The 19,396-nt window shown below is 38.0% G+C and carries 12 protein-coding genes and 1 CRISPR repeat array; of the genes, 8 read left to right on the plus strand and 4 right to left on the minus strand.

Features of this window, described 5'->3' with window-relative positions:
* The first annotated feature begins 1 nt into the window (after position 1).
* From cas2 to E4S40_RS10705, 8 genes are all read left to right on the plus strand, one after another.
* Positions 2-484: a CRISPR-associated endonuclease Cas2 gene (cas2, locus tag E4S40_RS10665; protein WP_135073838.1), complete on the plus strand. Its 483-nt coding sequence runs from the start codon at positions 2-4 to the stop codon at positions 482-484.
* Positions 485-543: 59 nt separating this feature from the next.
* Positions 544-2,091 (plus strand): DUF7017 domain-containing protein, encoded by a 1,548-nt coding sequence (locus E4S40_RS10670; protein ID WP_161971795.1) that lies wholly within the window; start codon positions 544-546, stop codon positions 2,089-2,091.
* Between the two features lie 143 nt (positions 2,092-2,234).
* A CRISPR array of direct repeats spans positions 2,235-8,626; the repeat unit is 37 nt; unit sequence GTCAGAGCACCACATCCACTAAAACAAGGATTAAGAC.
* Positions 8,627-9,383: 757 nt separating this feature from the next.
* The gene (locus E4S40_RS10675) at positions 9,384-9,662 is read left to right on the plus strand and encodes a hypothetical protein (RefSeq protein WP_135073844.1); all 279 of its coding nucleotides are present in this window, start codon (positions 9,384-9,386) and stop codon (positions 9,660-9,662) included.
* A gap of 97 nt (positions 9,663-9,759) precedes the next feature.
* Positions 9,760-10,128 (plus strand): hypothetical protein, encoded by a 369-nt coding sequence (locus E4S40_RS10680; RefSeq protein ID WP_161971796.1) that lies wholly within the window; start codon positions 9,760-9,762, stop codon positions 10,126-10,128.
* A 56-nt stretch (positions 10,129-10,184) separates the two neighbouring features.
* On the plus strand, positions 10,185-11,186 hold the full coding sequence (locus E4S40_RS10685; protein ID WP_135073848.1) for a helix-turn-helix transcriptional regulator: 1,002 nt from the start codon (positions 10,185-10,187) through the stop codon (positions 11,184-11,186).
* 114 nt (positions 11,187-11,300) lie between these two features.
* Positions 11,301-11,609, plus strand: coding sequence for a DUF4258 domain-containing protein (locus E4S40_RS10690; RefSeq protein WP_135073850.1), 309 nt, complete (start codon positions 11,301-11,303; stop codon positions 11,607-11,609).
* Between the two features lie 421 nt (positions 11,610-12,030).
* Positions 12,031-12,768, plus strand: a complete 738-nt coding sequence (locus E4S40_RS10700; protein WP_161971797.1) for a hypothetical protein — start codon at positions 12,031-12,033, stop codon at positions 12,766-12,768.
* Positions 12,769-12,771: 3 nt separating this feature from the next.
* Entirely contained in the window at positions 12,772-13,776 is a 1,005-nt protein-coding gene (locus E4S40_RS10705; RefSeq protein WP_135073855.1) for a DUF4407 domain-containing protein, read from the plus strand.
* A 1,068-nt stretch (positions 13,777-14,844) separates the two neighbouring features.
* Here the strand turns inward: E4S40_RS10705 and E4S40_RS10710 are convergent.
* The 4 genes from E4S40_RS10710 to E4S40_RS10725 all read right to left on the minus strand — a co-directional run bounded on the left by E4S40_RS10710 (position 14,845) and on the right by E4S40_RS10725 (position 19,351).
* Positions 14,845-15,330: a hypothetical protein gene (locus E4S40_RS10710; protein ID WP_135073858.1), complete on the minus strand. Its 486-nt coding sequence runs from the start codon at positions 15,328-15,330 to the stop codon at positions 14,845-14,847.
* A 618-nt stretch (positions 15,331-15,948) separates the two neighbouring features.
* Positions 15,949-17,493 carry a recombinase family protein gene (locus tag E4S40_RS10715; protein ID WP_135073860.1) on the minus strand — a complete coding sequence of 515 codons (1,545 nt, stop codon included), beginning with the start codon at positions 17,491-17,493 and terminating at the stop codon, positions 15,949-15,951.
* Complete coding sequence (locus E4S40_RS10720; protein ID WP_135073862.1) at positions 17,490-17,696, minus strand: hypothetical protein; 207 nt, start codon at positions 17,694-17,696, stop codon at positions 17,490-17,492. The genes E4S40_RS10715 and E4S40_RS10720 overlap by 4 nt, the downstream gene beginning before the upstream one ends.
* Positions 17,697-17,698: 2 nt before the next feature.
* Entirely contained in the window at positions 17,699-19,351 is a 1,653-nt protein-coding gene (locus E4S40_RS10725; RefSeq protein WP_135073864.1) for a DNA methyltransferase, read from the minus strand.
* Positions 19,352-19,396 lie beyond the last annotated feature (45 nt).

The raw sequence follows: 19,396 nt of genomic DNA on the forward strand, positions 1-19,396 counted from the left end.
TATGCCAAAACCTCCCAAGAAGGAATTTGACCTAAGAGAACGAATCGATAAAATCAAAAACTCAGGCCTTAGCAAGGGAAAAGAAAAGGAGAAAGAGACAGATCCTAATGATATGCTCTTGCCACTTTCCAATAGAATCGAAAAAATCCTAGGAATATTCCAGGGCAAGCCGCTCAAATCCACTACTATGAACTACTTGATCCTCTATGACATCGAAAACAACAAAGTCCGAAGACTAATAGCAAAATACCTCGAAAAAAATGGATGCATACGTGTCCAAAAATCGGTCTTTCTTGTCCATTCCGATTACAAAAAATTTGAATCGATACGAAAAACGCTCGCTGAAATCAACGAAGTCTATGACAATGAAGACAGCATCATATTGGTACCACTTAATATTTCAGATGCACGCAGTATGAAACTCATTGGTAAAAATGTAAACATCAATCAAATTATAGACCCACCCAATACCGTCTTTTTATAATGAGTCAATCAACTATTAAACTTCTTAGAAATCAAAATAGACACGAAGAAGCCTACAAAATGACGCGGAATCAATTATACCTAAATCCCGCAGATATATGGGCCAAAAGAAACCACAGTTGGTCTATCTACTACTTAATCAAAAAACACATAAAAGCAGGGCAAACCGCACAGGCCAAACATTATTTGGAAGAATTTTCAGCCCTTCAAATGCCAGATGAAGAAAAATTACTCCATGAACGAATGAAGTATTTTTTCAAAGTATTGGAACAAGGCTACCTCAGAATCAAGCAGTTGATCGCAGAAGAGAAATTTGAAGAAGCGTTTCATTTAGAATTAAAAAAGGAAAATGCAGACCTTGAGCAACTTTCCTGGATAGTCTATTACCTTCTTAGATCATTCAATAAAACAGGAAAACCTAGCCCAACCAAAACAATGGAACTCTTGCAAAAGCTTATGCAGCATTATACACCTTCAAAAAGGCTTGTAAACAAACTTATTTTGCAGGAATTGATCAAAACTCCTGCAGATTTTTGGGTCGGCCAAAAACAATCTTACAGTCTCGAAAAAGTAGGTTTGTTTGATATTCTGGAAGAAGATGATTTCCAAAAGCAGGAATGGGAAGGAAAAAAACTCATTTCACTTGCAGAACGCCTACACATCACTTATTCAAAAGCCCTTCTACGGGAAAAGGTAGCAGAAGAAAAAATCCTGGCATATATCAGGGGGATTGTGGAACCCACATTGGAAAAATATCCGGCCATGATCTATGTGCCTTATTTCAAAGCCAAACTTCTCTTGGGCATAGGTGACAGAGCTTCCGGTATTTCAGCTTTTTTACCATTTGCCAAAAAGAAAGCAGGAGAATTCTGGGTTTGGCAAGTATTTGCCGAGGTTTATGAAGATGATCCCAAACTTTATTTTTCATGTCTTTGCAAGGCCATGACCTGTAAGACCAAGCCTGAATTTCTTTCTAATATCCAAGAAAAGTTGATTTCTCATTTTATCAAAACCGGTAAGTACGACCAAGCTAAATCCGAGCTCGATAAGCTTATGAAGCTAAGAGAAAGACAGAGGTGGGGGATAAAAACTATTCACCGCCAATATCTTGATTCGAATTGGTACAATCGTGCTGAAAACCATCCAACTAACTACCGAGACCATGTTGCAAAAGCAGAGGCATTGATAGGTATCACTCCTTATGAGTCTCTTTTGGTTATTGTCCATCATGTGAATAGAGAAAAAAAGGTCTTCGGTTTTTTGATAGAAGAAAACAAAAGCGGATTTGGGAAATATTTAAAAGAGCCAATACCAAATCGGATCTATAGGCTTGAAGGAAACTTCGGGAAGGGTGATTTTTTCAACGTCAAAAAACAAAAGGAAGTGGAAGGCAATAGCCATCCCCTTCTGCGATTGGTAGAAGGAAAAGTTATCAAAAAGGTGCACCAGGCATTCGCCTTTGTCGACGGAAACTTCATTCCACCTGAACTTGTAAAAAAGAATAGGCTGATGACCAATGAAAATGTAAAAGGCACCGCATTATTAGCCCCCCTAAAGGGTAAAAAAGAGTGGGCTTGGAAAGTCATTTCCATCCAAAAAAACGCATAAAAAAGGACTTTTGATATTAATTGAAAAAGTCTAGATTTGAAAATGACAGTAGAAAAAAGAAAATTTATTTTCTTAAAACAATGGTTTTTCGGGTGGTTTTTCAATCATAACCACTTTAAAATCAATCGAAACCAGAGTTAGCTGTCAGAGCACCACATCCACTAAAACAAGGATTAAGACGAAACCACACTTAACTATGAGTGAGAATATTTCATTGTCAGAGCACCACATCCACTAAAACAAGGATTAAGACTAAAAATCAATTTTTCTTAGAGACTCTTCCTCTTGGGTCAGAGCACCACATCCACTAAAACAAGGATTAAGACCTGACCAATCTTACTTTAATCATAATAATTAGTGTTGTCAGAGCACCACATCCACTAAAACAAGGATTAAGACTCTGATTGGTGTGTTGGCTCCGGGATTTCGAGCAAAGTCAGAGCACCACATCCACTAAAACAAGGATTAAGACCATATCCTAGGAGCATGTGTCTTCCGTTGTTTCTGTCAGAGCACCACATCCACTAAAACAAGGATTAAGACACTACTTCTTTGTAGTTGCCGAATTCGTGTCGTTGTCAGAGCACCACATCCACTAAAACAAGGATTAAGACAAGCTTTTTGATGTCCTTGTCCTTTTTGGCAAGGGTCAGAGCACCACATCCACTAAAACAAGGATTAAGACGAATCAAAGCTGTTGCTTTGGTGATGCTCATGCCTGTCAGAGCACCACATCCACTAAAACAAGGATTAAGACTTTAGGATGTACAGGACTAATACCATAATAACGAGTCAGAGCACCACATCCACTAAAACAAGGATTAAGACCCTTTTGCCGTGTTTTCTTCGACATCAAGCTTTATAGTCAGAGCACCACATCCACTAAAACAAGGATTAAGACAGAGGAGAAAAAGGAGAAATAACTTTTTCATGGTCGGTCAGAGCACCACATCCACTAAAACAAGGATTAAGACGCTCTTCTATTGTTTGGAAAGAGTTTCCTAACTCTGTCAGAGCACCACATCCACTAAAACAAGGATTAAGACGATGATGTGATTAGTCGCTCCACCTCTAAGGGTAGAGTCAGAGCACCACATCCACTAAAACAAGGATTAAGACTGAAGGACCAAGATTTAAAAGGAAGAATACATTAGTCAGAGCACCACATCCACTAAAACAAGGATTAAGACTCCAAATTTCAGCCTGCTTCCACGTTCCCCAGTAGTCAGAGCACCACATCCACTAAAACAAGGATTAAGACCATAGTAGTAAATGGGATTGACCTGCATCCCGAGGGTCAGAGCACCACATCCACTAAAACAAGGATTAAGACTTGAGTAAAAACAACAAAGTCTCTATTATTATCAAGTCAGAGCACCACATCCACTAAAACAAGGATTAAGACCCCCCAAGCAAAAGCTTAGGGGATTTCAACTTAAAAGTCAGAGCACCACATCCACTAAAACAAGGATTAAGACACAGGAAGGTGTGAGTCGTGTGCTTGAATAGCTGACCGTCAGAGCACCACATCCACTAAAACAAGGATTAAGACATGCCCCCTTCTTGCCATAGGTCTGCCCTTTCGCGTCAGAGCACCACATCCACTAAAACAAGGATTAAGACAGAAAGTGATAAAATTGTACACTATATATATAAGGTGTCAGAGCACCACATCCACTAAAACAAGGATTAAGACATTATTGTAAAACACCATATGTTCACCATGTTCACTGTCAGAGCACCACATCCACTAAAACAAGGATTAAGACAGGATTGAAATCTTCCGTAGTACAAAAAGTATAACCGTCAGAGCACCACATCCACTAAAACAAGGATTAAGACTCTCGCTCCATAGCGATAAAGACTAATTTGTCTGGAGTCAGAGCACCACATCCACTAAAACAAGGATTAAGACAACTCTCTGCCACCAGCGATAATAACTTTAAACGTCAGAGCACCACATCCACTAAAACAAGGATTAAGACAGTATGCGATGATATCTATCATCACTTAACTGATTAGTCAGAGCACCACATCCACTAAAACAAGGATTAAGACTGCGTTTAGATTTCTTATCAGATGCTTTGAGTGTGGTCAGAGCACCACATCCACTAAAACAAGGATTAAGACAGAGTACCAATGGTCTCAAGGGTGGACTGAGAGGCAGTCAGAGCACCACATCCACTAAAACAAGGATTAAGACGGAGAATAATGCACTCGTTGCACTAGTTTTATATTGTCAGAGCACCACATCCACTAAAACAAGGATTAAGACTATCTTTTCATTTTCTAAATAGATCTAGATGTTGTCAGAGCACCACATCCACTAAAACAAGGATTAAGACTATAGTGGTCAATCCAATCTGACCAAAGTCATTGTGTCAGAGCACCACATCCACTAAAACAAGGATTAAGACTTTTATTTTATTTTACAATTTGCTTTCAATAGTTTGGTCAGAGCACCACATCCACTAAAACAAGGATTAAGACCCATTTTTGGAGAACTCGTTACTCATAAGTAGGCAGGGTCAGAGCACCACATCCACTAAAACAAGGATTAAGACACTCTGTTACCTTTCTCTCTGGTCACCATTAGACCGTCAGAGCACCACATCCACTAAAACAAGGATTAAGACCTTGGTTCACGAGTTCTTCCACTCGCTCTTTATTTTGTCAGAGCACCACATCCACTAAAACAAGGATTAAGACGATGGAAACAAGAAGATGAGACATAGTGAAAGTCCTAGTCAGAGCACCACATCCACTAAAACAAGGATTAAGACTGTACACACCCACCCAGAAAGAATTTAAACCCACCGTCAGAGCACCACATCCACTAAAACAAGGATTAAGACGGTGATGTCGATTACTGGATGATTTAAAGTGTTTTGTCAGAGCACCACATCCACTAAAACAAGGATTAAGACCAAAAGACAGGATGCTCACTGCAAACTCTTGCAATTGTCAGAGCACCACATCCACTAAAACAAGGATTAAGACCATGGTATTGGAAGGTCAAGAGTTATTAAGTACTTGGTCAGAGCACCACATCCACTAAAACAAGGATTAAGACATTAAATGAATGAATCGGTCAAATATTTTCTTTCCAAGTCAGAGCACCACATCCACTAAAACAAGGATTAAGACACTGAAGTAAATGTTTTCCGCTTCATCACCACGTAAGTCAGAGCACCACATCCACTAAAACAAGGATTAAGACCTAACAACATCCTCCTTGTCATGAAAGATGAATGCTGTCAGAGCACCACATCCACTAAAACAAGGATTAAGACTTAGTTCCTACTTACCCTCAACCTGATAACTGGCTGTCAGAGCACCACATCCACTAAAACAAGGATTAAGACGCGGTTTTACAAACTTATTGATCTGCAAATCATAGTCAGAGCACCACATCCACTAAAACAAGGATTAAGACTTCTGGTATTCGACTTTTTGCAATTTAATAGCCATGGTCAGAGCACCACATCCACTAAAACAAGGATTAAGACTAGAGTTTCACTTTCCCAATAGGGCTTTGAAGCACCGTCAGAGCACCACATCCACTAAAACAAGGATTAAGACAATAATTTCCTGTTTTTCGAATAATTGATTCCAAATGTCAGAGCACCACATCCACTAAAACAAGGATTAAGACGTTTGATGAGTTTTTCTCACGCCCTGCTGAAGCACCGTCAGAGCACCACATCCACTAAAACAAGGATTAAGACTTTATTGAAGATGTACTTTGTTCTTTCTGTTAGTGGTCAGAGCACCACATCCACTAAAACAAGGATTAAGACGCTGTTGTAGGACATTCTTTGTCAATAGTCACAGGGTCAGAGCACCACATCCACTAAAACAAGGATTAAGACGGCTTAGGTACAGTGCTTCACGACCAAAGCCAGGGTCAGAGCACCACATCCACTAAAACAAGGATTAAGACATTTTCTGTAATGTGAGTGTGGTTAAATGCTGAGTAGTCAGAGCACCACATCCACTAAAACAAGGATTAAGACTATCTGTTATTCTATCCCTGGTACTCATTCTCTAAGTGTCAGAGCACCACATCCACTAAAACAAGGATTAAGACCAATCACAAACAATTTGATAGCCAGCAACCACATGGTCAGAGCACCACATCCACTAAAACAAGGATTAAGACCTCCTTCTCACTATCATGTGTACAAAATTATTAGGTCAGAGCACCACATCCACTAAAACAAGGATTAAGACAACAACTATCACCCCGTTAATATGGGTCATAATTAGTCAGAGCACCACATCCACTAAAACAAGGATTAAGACTTTCCTGTTTTGGTCATGTGAGTGTTTAATTTACTGTCAGAGCACCACATCCACTAAAACAAGGATTAAGACGGTCGTAACCTTTCCTTTCGGAGAAGCGGTTGCTTGTCAGAGCACCACATCCACTAAAACAAGGATTAAGACAGTACAAGACCGATAACTAGGAACAATACTCCTACGTCAGAGCACCACATCCACTAAAACAAGGATTAAGACACAAGTCTTATTGTTTTAATCATAATAATATGTTCGTCAGAGCACCACATCCACTAAAACAAGGATTAAGACTCCGTCGTCCATTCTGGCTGGATTTGGAGTGAAGGTCAGAGCACCACATCCACTAAAACAAGGATTAAGACATAAGATTGAAGATTGATTATGAACTGTGCTTAGTGGTCAGAGCACCACATCCACTAAAACAAGGATTAAGACAACACTGCAAAGTGCCACTGAGAATCTTTTATCTGTTGTCAGAGCACCACATCCACTAAAACAAGGATTAAGACATTGATTGAGATAATCTGAAAGATATTTCATGATAAGTCAGAGCACCACATCCACTAAAACAAGGATTAAGACACTTTCAGATGGGATGGGTTGCGCTAAGCCTGTAGTCGTCAGAGCACCACATCCACTAAAACAAGGATTAAGACTTTCGCCTATATCCTTGGAATACATCTCTCGATACAGTCAGAGCACCACATCCACTAAAACAAGGATTAAGACATCCGTTCCATGAGCGAATAGGTATCTTTATGATAGTCAGAGCACCACATCCACTAAAACAAGGATTAAGACTCTAGCGACCTATCCAAAGGGTGTTGGGTAAATAGTCAGAGCACCACATCCACTAAAACAAGGATTAAGACAATACTCTTTTTCTGATTTGATTTTCTGAATTTGTCAGAGCACCACATCCACTAAAACAAGGATTAAGACGTACGGTCCGGAATCTACACGTATCTGTTTGATACTGTCAGAGCACCACATCCACTAAAACAAGGATTAAGACCTGTTTGACTTGCAGGTGATATGCATCACTATTTAGTCAGAGCACCACATCCACTAAAACAAGGATTAAGACTCTAGCGACCTATCCAAAGGGTGTTGGGTAAATAGTCAGAGCACCACATCCACTAAAACAAGGATTAAGACTGTCCGGGTTTCACGTTCAGGAATGCTTTCTGGAGTCAGAGCACCACATCCACTAAAACAAGGATTAAGACCTTTGAGGATCCGTCCCAGAAAGCGATTAAAGCCTGGTCAGAGCACCACATCCACTAAAACAAGGATTAAGACTCAGAAAGTTTGACTATTACAGTTGAATTTGCCTGTCAGAGCACCACATCCACTAAAACAAGGATTAAGACACACATATGTATGTTGGATAAGACTTAGGCTTCATAGTCAGAGCACCACATCCACTAAAACAAGGATTAAGACCGCATAAAGCTTTCGTTCCAGATGGAGGAACGGAGTCAGAGCACCACATCCACTAAAACAAGGATTAAGACAGTACAAGACCGATAACTAGGAACAATACTCCTACGTCAGAGCACCACATCCACTAAAACAAGGATTAAGACACAAGTCTTATTGTTTTAATCATAATAATATGTTCGTCAGAGCACCACATCCACTAAAACAAGGATTAAGACTGAGATATAAACTTCTTCATGATGTTAGGATTGTCGTCAGAGCACCACATCCACTAAAACAAGGATTAAGACTCCTACATCAAGGACATAACAATTAAGACCATAAGTCAGAGCACCACATCCACTAAAACAAGGATTAAGACCGCTCGCTCTTGCTTTAAATTCCATTTGTTAATAGTCAGAGCACCACATCCACTAAAACAAGGATTAAGACCCTGGAGACACCATTTCTAAATGCATTTTAGCATAAGTCAGAGCACCACATCCACTAAAACAAGGATTAAGACTAGGCTTTGAAAGTTTGTCTGTTCATAGCATGGGTGTCAGAGCACCACATCCACTAAAACAAGGATTAAGACTTTTCTATAAAGACGTACTTGAATCTGCTCATAGTCAGAGCACCACATCCACTAAAACAAGGATTAAGACTTCTGAGCGACATCTTTGCGGATGTGGATGATATTGTCAGAGCACCACATCCACTAAAACAAGGATTAAGACTACAATATTGTTCATATTAACAATAACCTACGTTGTCAGAGTACCAGATCCACTAAAACAAGGATTAAGACTCAATATCTCCTGATATAACATCAACGCTTGATACTGTCAGAGTACCAGATCCACTAAAACCTGCCTGCGGCAGGCAGGCAAGGAGGAACGAGCGTGAAGAAATGATCCGGTGGATCATTTTAGCGAGGGGCCAGACTGTAGGGCGGGCTATTAGTGTAGTTTTACACATTGGTAAAAACTGTTCAAGAGCCCTCCCTATACACGGCTATATCGGGATTAAAAAATCCACTAAAACAAGGATTAAGACTGTAATTTGGCTGCATATAGTCCCCTCTCATCTAGGTCAGAGTACCAGATCCACTAAAACCTGCCTACGGCAGGCAGGCAAGGAGGAACGAGCGTGAAGAAATGATCCAGTGGATCATTTTAGCGAGGGGCCAGACTGTTGGGCGGGCTATTAGTGTAGTTTTACACATTGGTAAAAACTGTTCAAGAGCCCTCCCTATACACGGCTATATCGGGATAAAAAAAATCCATTAAAACTTTTCAAAGGTAGCCGGACAAAAAGGATTGAGGATAAAAATCAGACCTTGAATTCTTATTCGCCTAGTTAGCATAGAACCAGGTTTCTAACTAGGCTAATTATATTCCTTCTATACTTATCGCATAAAGAAAAGAATTGGGACATATTTTTTCTAACCTTCAGAATAAAATAAATATTGAGGTTAATATGAGATAAAAAATTACACTCACTTTGAAGACCAGCCCTATAAATTTTTTCTTATTTTGAAATTATCATTTTTATCAAATCAAGTCATGAAATACAATCCCCTTACCAAAAAGCTTTTTACGGATAAAGGAGAGTTTATCAAGGAGCTTCATTGTCCTTTCCAGCCAGATTGGAAAAAAATGAAAGTAAACCTAAAGGATCAAACCATCAGAAACTGTAATTTTTGCCAACATCCCGTTCTAGATACAAGCAGGATTTCAGATGAGTTGATTTTGGAAATCGTCCAAAAAGAACCCCATACCTGTTTGAAAATCGACTTGGATCAATCCAACCTAATTTTAAGCCTTTCCATATATGGAGTATAAAGAAGAAAATCTCAACCCAAACAACTATACCGTGATCAAGACTGCCCGTTCAGAAATTGAAATAAATATGGCGGCATAGAATGGTTTTTATCCTTTGGTGAAGAAAGTAAGTCCTTCTCCAGAGATTAAATCGAAATTTAAGGTCTTTCAACACAAATTGACTCATGAAATAATTATCGTACATGATTATCGAAGCGAAAGACTTTTCAAGGATTACAATGTGGTTATTGAGTGGACTGATTATTACCCTTATACCCAATTAAATCCCTTTGCAGCATACCTTATTCCTCATGACTTGGAAATTGGGGAAAGAGTATTTATCAGTGATGTAATTGAAGATTTGGTAGGCAGCAGGTGGAACCAAGGGGATGTATTCCGGCTCGAAACCTGCGAGGCAATTTGGACTGGAAATGATTTATTATTGGATTATAAATACCCAGGTGATAATTATACGATCTATGGATAGACGTTGAGAAATAGCTATGATTTTAACAGGCAAACAATACCCCTAAATTATTTACTATGCCCCCTGACAAAAATATAGGACCACGTATTCGAATTTTAGACAGTTTACTCCAGGATAAAAAAGGTTATACCATTGAACAATTACTGAGAAAATGTAATGAGAGATTGGAGCAAAAAGATTTTCCATTAATATCAAAAAGAACTCTACAAAAAGATCTCTTGTCCATTGAGTCAGATTATGATGTTGAAATTGTTAAGGAAAAGGATCCAGGAGACAAAAGAAGCCATTACATCCGCTATGCGGACCCAGAGTTTTCAATTTATAAAATCCCCCTATCTCCACAAGACTCTTCTAAAATCCAAGCTGCACTAGATACCATTCTTAGTATTAAGGGGCTTCCTCAATTTGATTGGTTGCATGAAACTAGTGAGTTGATGAAAAAATGGACATTAGACCGAGAAAATCAGCAACGATCTATTTTGTTAGAAGAAAATCTAAACCTAGATGTTTCAGAAAAAATTCATGATTTATATAGTGCTATTCAAAACAAGCAAACATTACGTATCGTATATGCACCTTTTGGAAAAGAAGTAGAAATTCATCAGGTTTCTCCTTATTTACTTAAACAGTTTAATAATCGTTGGTTTTTACTTAGTCATTCCGATCAGCATGATTTTTTAATTAACCTTGCCTTGGATAGAATGACAGATATTGCAAAAAGCAGAAAAAAATTCTTACCCTACCCCGAAGAGGATCCAGAATTATTTTATGAAAATATTATTGGGGTAACACGAAAACCTAATGAACCCATAGAAATCAAACTTGCGGCAAAATCTGATCTTTTCCCCTATATCCGAACAAAACCAATACACAAATCTCAAACTCAAATTACTGCAGAGTGTACAGAAGACTGGAAAGTATTTTCTATAGAAATTATTCCCAATTATGAATTCTACTCTTTGATTTTATCACATGGACCAAGGATTAAAGTACTATCACCAACCTCTGTGAAGGAAAAATTGAAAGAATTAGCATCCTCCATAATCGCCCTTTATTAAAAAAGGGAAGCCTAAAATGAATTATTATTCAATTTTTTGAAATTTTAAAATAGGTGAAGAACCCTTTCACCTATACGCTTTTTCTTTGTGTCAACAAAAGGAAAGGAGGCAACAATGGAAACCAGAAAATTAATTTCAATCCCCCAACCCACCCTGCATGGAAAGACCAGAATGGGTCAAAGAGGAATTTCTGAGGAAGTTGCACTATTGGTTATAAAAGAGGGGGAAGTTATCCACAAACAAGGGTTAAAATTCTTCTTTGTCCCAAAAGCCAAAAGGGCAGATTGGCAAGTCAAAGATGCCGAAGCAGTGGCAAACTTGATGGTGATTACAGATCAAAGTATTCGGGAAATCATCACTTGTTACAAAAGTGACAGAGCTATTCATCGAGTCAAGAAAAAATCTAAACGCCTTAAAAAATAGATGAAGAAACCTTGCGCCTATCTATTTTAGATTTGCAGCAAGAAAAAAAGAACAAGGAAAAAGTACCGAGAATCCATAGACTATGTCAAGGACCTCTCTCAAAAAGAAATCTAAATCAAAAGGAGGTGAATCATGATCTCAAAAAACATCCAAACCAAGCCTAGCCGACTGTAAGTCAATCTAAGTATCCCTTGCCTGAATTTTTCAGATTTCCGGAGAAAATGATTGCGCTGAGGCTCCAAAGGCACCCAATCAACTATTTCAACCAAACCGGAAAGGAGGCAAGCAATGACCCCAATTCAATCCACGAAAGAAGCATATCAGGAATCTTTAATAGATCCTCGATGGAAATCACTTCGGCAAAAAATAATTCGAAGAGATCGATACCAGTGCCAATGTTGTGGCTCAACGAGTCAACTTCATGTCCATCATAGACAATATCATAGGCACAAGCATAGCGGCGAATGGCTCAAGCCATGGGAATATTCCCCACAGTTCCTGGTCACCTTGTGTGACACCTGCCATCGTGCAGGACATCAGCATTATTCAATTCCAATTAAAGACATTTAAAATACTAGAAGCTATGACAACTTTCATGCAAAAACTATTCGGCATTAAGCCATCTGAGACAAAACAAGTTACTCAGCCAGAATTCCAAGAAACGGTTCCGGATCGAGATCTATTCCTAGAGGATAGGCATCCGGATGAATTGATGGAAATATCTAGCCATCCTCAAAAATCTACTGAAAAAACCTTACTAGAAGATCTACTCTCCAAAGATTATGAGCGAATTGGTTTAAGAGATGGGTATGAGACCAGAGATTTATCTGAAATGGATGAAGGTCTCCGTGTGATGGCTATGGAATTCAGGCAAGTTTATGACAAAGCATTGCAGGATCTGGATGATAAAATCGCCTTTATCAGGCTTCATCTTACAGACGAATTAGAAGAAAAATCCCAAACCCTTTCTGATCAAGTTTACCACTCCTTGGATTTATTGCTTACTCAAAAGAAGGATATGGTAGCCCAAAAAGACCTTGCTATGGTGGGTGAAGGATACATTGAAAAACCCTATCAAGACTACAAAAGAGGGTTTAAGCGCGGCTATAAGCTGTATTTGGAAGAAAAAGTAATGTTCAAACGAACTAAAACTCTATAAGCAATGACAACTATACTAAGACTATTCAGCAAAATGTTCGGCTACGATTATCATGTAGTTAAGGCTCAGCCAACTGCCAGCCGGCAAAAGATTGTGACGATGGGATTTCTGATTTTGATCCCTGTGGTGCTTTGGACCTTTTCAGGTTTTTACCTGGCTCATATTCTAATGGGAATCGATTTGATTGGGTCCTTGATTGTCGCCCTATTCTTGGGCGGATTGATTCTAGCAATAGACCGGAGCTTTGTAGCTACTCCTAAAGGGTCTAGAACCACTTTACTGATTGTAATTCGAGGTGGGTTTGCGTTGATTTCAACAATCCTCGGTTCATTGGCCATAGATCTAGCTCTATTCCAAGGGGATTTAGTGGAATATCGTAGTCAAACTCAAGCAACAGAGCGTCAAGAAGCAATTTTGGAATACAAAGAAAAGCATGGAGTAGAACTTCGGCGATTGGAAAGAAAAATGACTGCTATGGATAGTGTTGAAGCTTCTTTGGGATACCTACATGTACTAGAAATGACGGGAAAGGGAGGTTCTGGAGTTGCAGGTAAAGGGAAAATTTCTGATAAAATTGAGTTGAAGCAACAACAAAAAGCTAGAGAGCTAGCAGAACTTAAATCTGAACTAGCGAAAAAATCGCAATCCTTAGATTCGGCAGCCTCTGCTTATGCAGAAGAGAAGGTCAAGAAACGACAGGACGCGTTGATTAGTCAGCTCAAGGATCTTCATGCATTCGTCTTTCAGGACAGCACGTCAAAATGGATCTATTGGATATTCTTTGGGTTTGTCTTTCTACTTGAGGTGTTTTTCATCCTATATAAAAGCTCTACGGGAGACACTAGTTTTGACGAGTATATCCAAGCAGAAGAAGATCATCAGAAGCAGGAGCTAGAATCTTATAAGAGAAGGAAAGCTCGGGTAATTCAAGACAGAGAGATCATCGGAGATGACTATCAGAAAGTTATAAAGCTATTGGGACCAGGCAGTAAAATGCGGGTAATGTAAGGGTGATATTTTTTGAAAAACTGGGACAGCGTGTGTACGTCAAGTAGGTGTATTTTTTGTCCCGGTATTCTTTAAACATCCCTTTCGAATTATTGTCAAACAAGTTGATAGTCTTCAAATAACATTTTGAAGTTACATCAAATAACAAAGATTATTCAAAGCCAGCTTTTTTACGATAGGGAATAAAAAAACATCAATTTGATAAAGATTATTTTAACCTAATCAATCATTTATTAATAATGAATTAGGTTCTAACTTTTCGCCTAATTACGGATTGTTCGATAAAATAAGAATTCCAACACCTTTGAAATTACCACTACCTTTTACAAAGGTTTACAATAGGTCAATAAAAATGTCATTCATATCTACCTCTATAGAGATTTGCACTAGTGCTTTGATCGGAGATTTCAATTTATACTTGGTTTTTCGATTCTCATCAAATTTAATTTTATCAGAAAAAAGGAGTCAAAGTATCTTTTTTCGTCTTTCCATACGCTTTTTTATAGAAACCAACCAAGTTCTCTTTTAAAGGAATACCGTTTTCCAGATAGTGTTTATATGGGGCCTTTAGACTTTTAAGATTGGCTAATTCACGGTCTATTTGGAAGGGTTTTAATTCAATAGAAGATTTTTAGCGGCTGCAGCTTTTTATCCATATAAAACAAGAAACCACCTCTTTCAAGGTGGTCTTAAAGTGTTAAGTAATTAATCAGGGCATGCTCCCCTTTTAGATTTATTTGAAGACTGCAATTTGGAATTGGTTGAAAAATCCTCTGGTTCAATTGGTAAATTTTCAACACTCCAATTAGAAATTTTTTGATTAAAATATTATTCAAAGAACATTCCAGCAATGTCAATTATTTAATTCATAAGTACTGAATTAGAAACAAACTGATTTTACGTTTATATTTTAACTCAACAGGCTCGAATCGTTTTGGAGCTTGGCACAGTAGCAGATTTTGGCCCACAAAACTGTCAAAACACCACAAATGTTGATGCGAGGTAGAATTTTCAATTAACCAAGTCACCAGCCATTATTCCAAACGCTTGTTACTTGCTTTTATTCTTCTATCCTACAAAGTCTGAACGGTTTGTCATAGGGTCATACTGAATTTCTAAGTCTGTTCCGTTCCAAATTGCTTCACAGCTTTCAAGTCTGTAGGTGTCGCCTTGATTCCAACTTGCACCAATATAATCTTCTATTAGGTCTTCTATGAAAACTCGTTCTCCAGTTTCTATGTCCTTTGGAATCAAATATGCTGCAAATGGTGATTTGAATTTATAAGGATAGTAGAAAGTCCATTCAATTACGGTCTCATATTCACTTTCATTGTCCATATGATATTCCATACGGTAGTCACCGATTATTTCAATTTCACCAGTTTTCTTGTTCTGAATAACAGAAAACTTTGAACGTATTTGTTCGGAAGGCTCAACCTTTTTTATTACAGGTTTGTAACCATTTTTTGCAGCCTTATTTATACTGTCTTTGTCTCGTGCTGTCTTAATAACACGCAATTCTTTTGAGTTTTTATTTCTGTCCCAAAATGCCATTTGCTAATAATTTTACGTTGTTTTGGTTTAAATCAATTTTCAGGCAAGTGTCTGGATTTTCTTTAACCATGGCTAGAAGGTCGTCATCAGATATATTTCCTGTGTCAACTATTGAATGATCACAAATACAACATTTTCTCCTATTTGAATTTGTGACTTCTAGGTTGTTCCAACTCATTCTATATGGACAATTCATTCTCTTGACAAATTCACCTTCGTCCGTATAAATGTTTTTTGTTATTGGATTAAATTTCATTGAAAGTAGCTTTTTATGGTTGGAGGTAACAAGGAATTTAATTTACTTTTTGCTCATAAAACCAGTAAATGGCTTTTCACCTTACCTTTTTCCTATCTTTTTTTGGCTTCATTCGATATTCCTACTGAATTGCCATATCAATCGTTAAAGAATATGGAACTAGATAGTAATCTTAAAAAGAATCTATCTTTTACTGAAAAAGAAAATCTTGGTTTAAGATATTAAAAAAATCATGATGATTCTATTTCCTAAAAACCAAATTCAAAGGTTTACTTCATTTAATCTCTTGAAGATTTGGATATATGGTCAAATCTTAATCAAAATGAATCAAACCCATTTTGGAGTGAAAGATTCGAATAAATTCAACTCAAAAAACTCCGCAAACCTTTATCCTCTTTTACTAATTTTTCTAATAGTTTGATTGATACATCTCCTTTTTTGGCACCGTTTAAAATTTGAGATAGCGCCTCTATTGGAGGAGTAAAAATGAATTTCGGTTTTCGATTCTCATCAAACTCAATCTTATCAGCGAAGATGAGTCCCAGGATCTTTTTTTTCGTCTTTCCATCCGCTTTTTGATAAAAGCTAACCAAATCCTCCATCAAAGGAATATCGTTCTCCAGATAGTGTTTAAATGGGGCCTTTTGACTTTTAAGATTGGCTAATTCACGATCTACTTGAAAGAGTTTTACTTCAATAGTAGATTTTAACTCGTTGTAATCCGCAGCGGTAATCTTACCCTCCAAATATTCATTTTGAAGAAAGGTTTTACGGCCTTTTAACGTAACTAAGTCTCGCTCAAAATCTTTCTGTTTACGTTTTCTTTCCAAGTCCATGGAGTCAAATTTCCTAGCTAGCACTTTTTTATATTCTTTGATCGTTTTTGCTGAAAATTGGATCTTTTCCAAAATTCTATCAATCTGATCATGTACCCATTGAATGGGATATCTTGGACAGCCATTTTTTGTGCAAACGTAATAATGGTAAAAACCACTTCTACCTTTCGACTTATAGGCTGATAATGATCTGCCATGAATTGGGCATCTCAGAAAACCTTTCAATGGGTACAAATCACTTTTATCTGATTTGAAGTCCATTTTCCGTTTTCTTCCGTTTAGTACATCATTTGCTGCAGCGAAGAGTTCTTCGCTAACCAATGCGGGATGTAGTCCATCTACAATCTTTTTTGGCTGATCCTTGAACGGCATGACCACGACTTTCCCAGTGTAAGCGACATTCCTGATAATATTTGGGAATTGATTTTTGGTGATTTTCATGCCTTTCGAATTCAACCAACGTCTTATTTGATCAGCTGAATAGAGGCCACTTGCCATCTTTTCGAACGCCTCTTTGATTAGTGGTGCTTGGTCATTAAAAATCATTGAAGGATACTTTTCTAGTCTCATAGTTTTGTATCCCCGTAAAGGTGAGCCAGTCCACCCGCCAGATAATCGACATCTGTATGATCCTTCTTTGGTTCTCAGGCTTAGTTTTTCATTCTCGACTTGGGGTAGTGCATATTGAATTGCTTCTACAACCAATGATTCTGGGGAAGATAAATCAATTCCTCCTTCCACAAATTCTACATCGCAACCCAAAAAATTGAGTTTGGCTTTCTCCATTAATGATAAGAGAAGATTCCTTGAAAATCTATCTGCACGAAGAATTACAACCGCTGTAATTTTATCCTTTTGTTTCTCCTTGGCTTTAATCAGTTTGATGATTTTTTTCCATTCTGGCCTTTCGAAATCCTTTGCTGAATGATCTTCACGGAATGATTGAATAACCTTGTAATCATTCAGTTGGCAATACCTCTGAATTGTTTGTTCTTGGTAGTCCAATGAATAACCCTGCTGTGCTTGTTCGTCTGTTGAGACTCGAGAATAAATAATTACATTTTTCATCATGCAGCAGTTTCTTGATTTGTGTTATTGCCAATTTCCAGATTAGGATTTTCAGAAGCGGCATCTGACCTTTCGTTTTTTTCCAAGAAGAATTGATATTCTAATTCAGCAAACTCTTCCATCAACTGTTTAATGGAAAGTTGTATCTCTTGTTTATCGAAAACTATTTCTTTTGATACCATTTGATTTTCAGGTGAATCTTTCATGATTAGGCAGCAATTTGAAGAGGAACTCTGTCTCCCCATTCAGGGAGACAGAAATAGTTAACTAGGTCTAAATCCTCTTGATTGAAATCATTTACCGCATTTTCAATTACACCACATCCAACGGTATAATATTTTCTGGACAACTCTGTGGATAGTGCAACCCTATTGAGAAGTATTGCTGTGCGTCCAACCACATTTGTCCCCGCGAAGGGATCAAATACGACATCAAATTCGTCCGTCGCCATCATGATAGGAAGAATTGGGAGTAATTCTGCCATTATAGCTGGCCCACCCTCGCTATAAACCTTATAAACCTCACTGTTTTTCCCTGTAGTACACTCAATCATATGAAGTACGTCTTGAGCTTTGATGTGAGAATATATCTTCTGATAGGGCTTCGAAATTGATTTTACTTTTTCCCAGATAGTACCATTTTCATCAACATCTTTTGCACCGTTTGTGATTTCAGGTTTTTTATTCTTTTTAGGATCTGTATAAGTGATCAAATTGTACTTTGCAATCTTTGGATCTATAACGAACCATAGGATGTATTCCAAATTATTTATTGGTCTTTGAACTTCCTCATTTTGGGGCTTAGGGTTGGGTTTTGACCATACTAGCCTGTCTTTATAAACTAGACCAGTATGCCTAACAATCGCATCCTTCAGCATGTCCACAATCCCAAGCCCGACACCCTCGTCATACGTCTCACCGATGTTGATCATCATATTTCCTGTTTCTTTAAGAGTAACGGCAACGTCGGCCAGAATTCTCGCCATACGATTGCAATATTCCTGAGGGCTCTCTTCATGACCTGCTTGGTTTTCACCCTCACCATTCTCATAAAAACGAAGTGAGTAATATGGAATACTAGTAAAAATCAAATCAACCATCTTAATAAATTCTCTTTTGTGTTTGATTTGAGTACAGTCCATGTTAAATGAAATGGACTTGTTTGGAATAATGAAGGTGTCTTGATACTTATCAAGACCATGTCTGGACTCAATCAACTTACAGGTTTCTTGAATATTCAATTCTCCTTTCTTGAGTTTCTCGGTAAAACCATAACCATTTTTCTCATCAATGTCTTTCCATTTTGTAAGGTACTCATGACACTTATCGATAGGCCATTTCTGGGTAACGATACCCTTCATCAGGGTATCTCCCTCCAAATCGTTTTTCAAAACATCCTCAACTTTCTTTATGGTCTTATCGCCCTTCCATCGGTGACCTAATTCTTTGGATATTATCTCATGCCTTGTGTACTTCTTCCCGAGATTCTTTTTACCCTGTTTCTTAGGTATTTTTTTGAATACTGCCTTGATTTCTTTTACCTCATCATTAGCGGTCTTCTTTCGATACTTGTTGTGTAGTATCCTTTCTTCGATTGTCGGAGGACAATCTTTCACAATCACCCAAATCTCTTGGATTCCAAGTTTTTCAAGACAGAATTTACGACGGTAACCATCGATCAACTCTGAGTTCCTATTAATAATTACAGGAACTTTTTGCCCGTTTAATTCAATTGAGGAAATCATCTCTTCTCTTTCCTCTTCGGACCAGTCATCGTAGAAAGTCTTGAGTCCTTCTACCTCGATAATTTGTGAGATTTTCATCAACTCCATTTTGGAGTCGGAATGCTGAAATTGTACCATAACATTTTTGTTTTGTTGATGGCACAAACTTCCCTTTTTGAAAAA

The sequence above is a fragment of the Algoriphagus kandeliae genome (genome assembly GCF_004571135.1).
Lineage (GTDB): Bacteria > Bacteroidota > Bacteroidia > Cytophagales > Cyclobacteriaceae > Algoriphagus > Algoriphagus kandeliae.

Coding starts and splice junctions, on each gene's coding strand:
- cas2 (WP_135073838.1), top strand. CDS start 2: ATGCCAAAACCTCCCAAGAAGGAATTTGACCTAAGAGAACGAATCGAT.
- E4S40_RS10670 (WP_161971795.1), top strand. CDS start 544: ATGACGCGGAATCAATTATACCTAAATCCCGCAGATATATGGGCCAAA.
- E4S40_RS10675 (WP_135073844.1), top strand. CDS start 9,384: ATGAAATACAATCCCCTTACCAAAAAGCTTTTTACGGATAAAGGAGAG.
- E4S40_RS10685 (WP_135073848.1), top strand. CDS start 10,185: ATGCCCCCTGACAAAAATATAGGACCACGTATTCGAATTTTAGACAGT.
- E4S40_RS10690 (WP_135073850.1), top strand. CDS start 11,301: ATGGAAACCAGAAAATTAATTTCAATCCCCCAACCCACCCTGCATGGA.
- E4S40_RS10700 (WP_161971797.1), top strand. CDS start 12,031: ATGTCCATCATAGACAATATCATAGGCACAAGCATAGCGGCGAATGGC.
- E4S40_RS10705 (WP_135073855.1), top strand. CDS start 12,772: ATGACAACTATACTAAGACTATTCAGCAAAATGTTCGGCTACGATTAT.
- E4S40_RS10710 (WP_135073858.1), bottom strand. CDS start 15,330: ATGGCATTTTGGGACAGAAATAAAAACTCAAAAGAATTGCGTGTTATT.
- E4S40_RS10715 (WP_135073860.1), bottom strand. CDS start 17,493: ATGATGAAAAATGTAATTATTTATTCTCGAGTCTCAACAGACGAACAA.
- E4S40_RS10720 (WP_135073862.1), bottom strand. CDS start 17,696: ATGAAAGATTCACCTGAAAATCAAATGGTATCAAAAGAAATAGTTTTC.
- E4S40_RS10725 (WP_135073864.1), bottom strand. CDS start 19,351: ATGGTACAATTTCAGCATTCCGACTCCAAAATGGAGTTGATGAAAATC.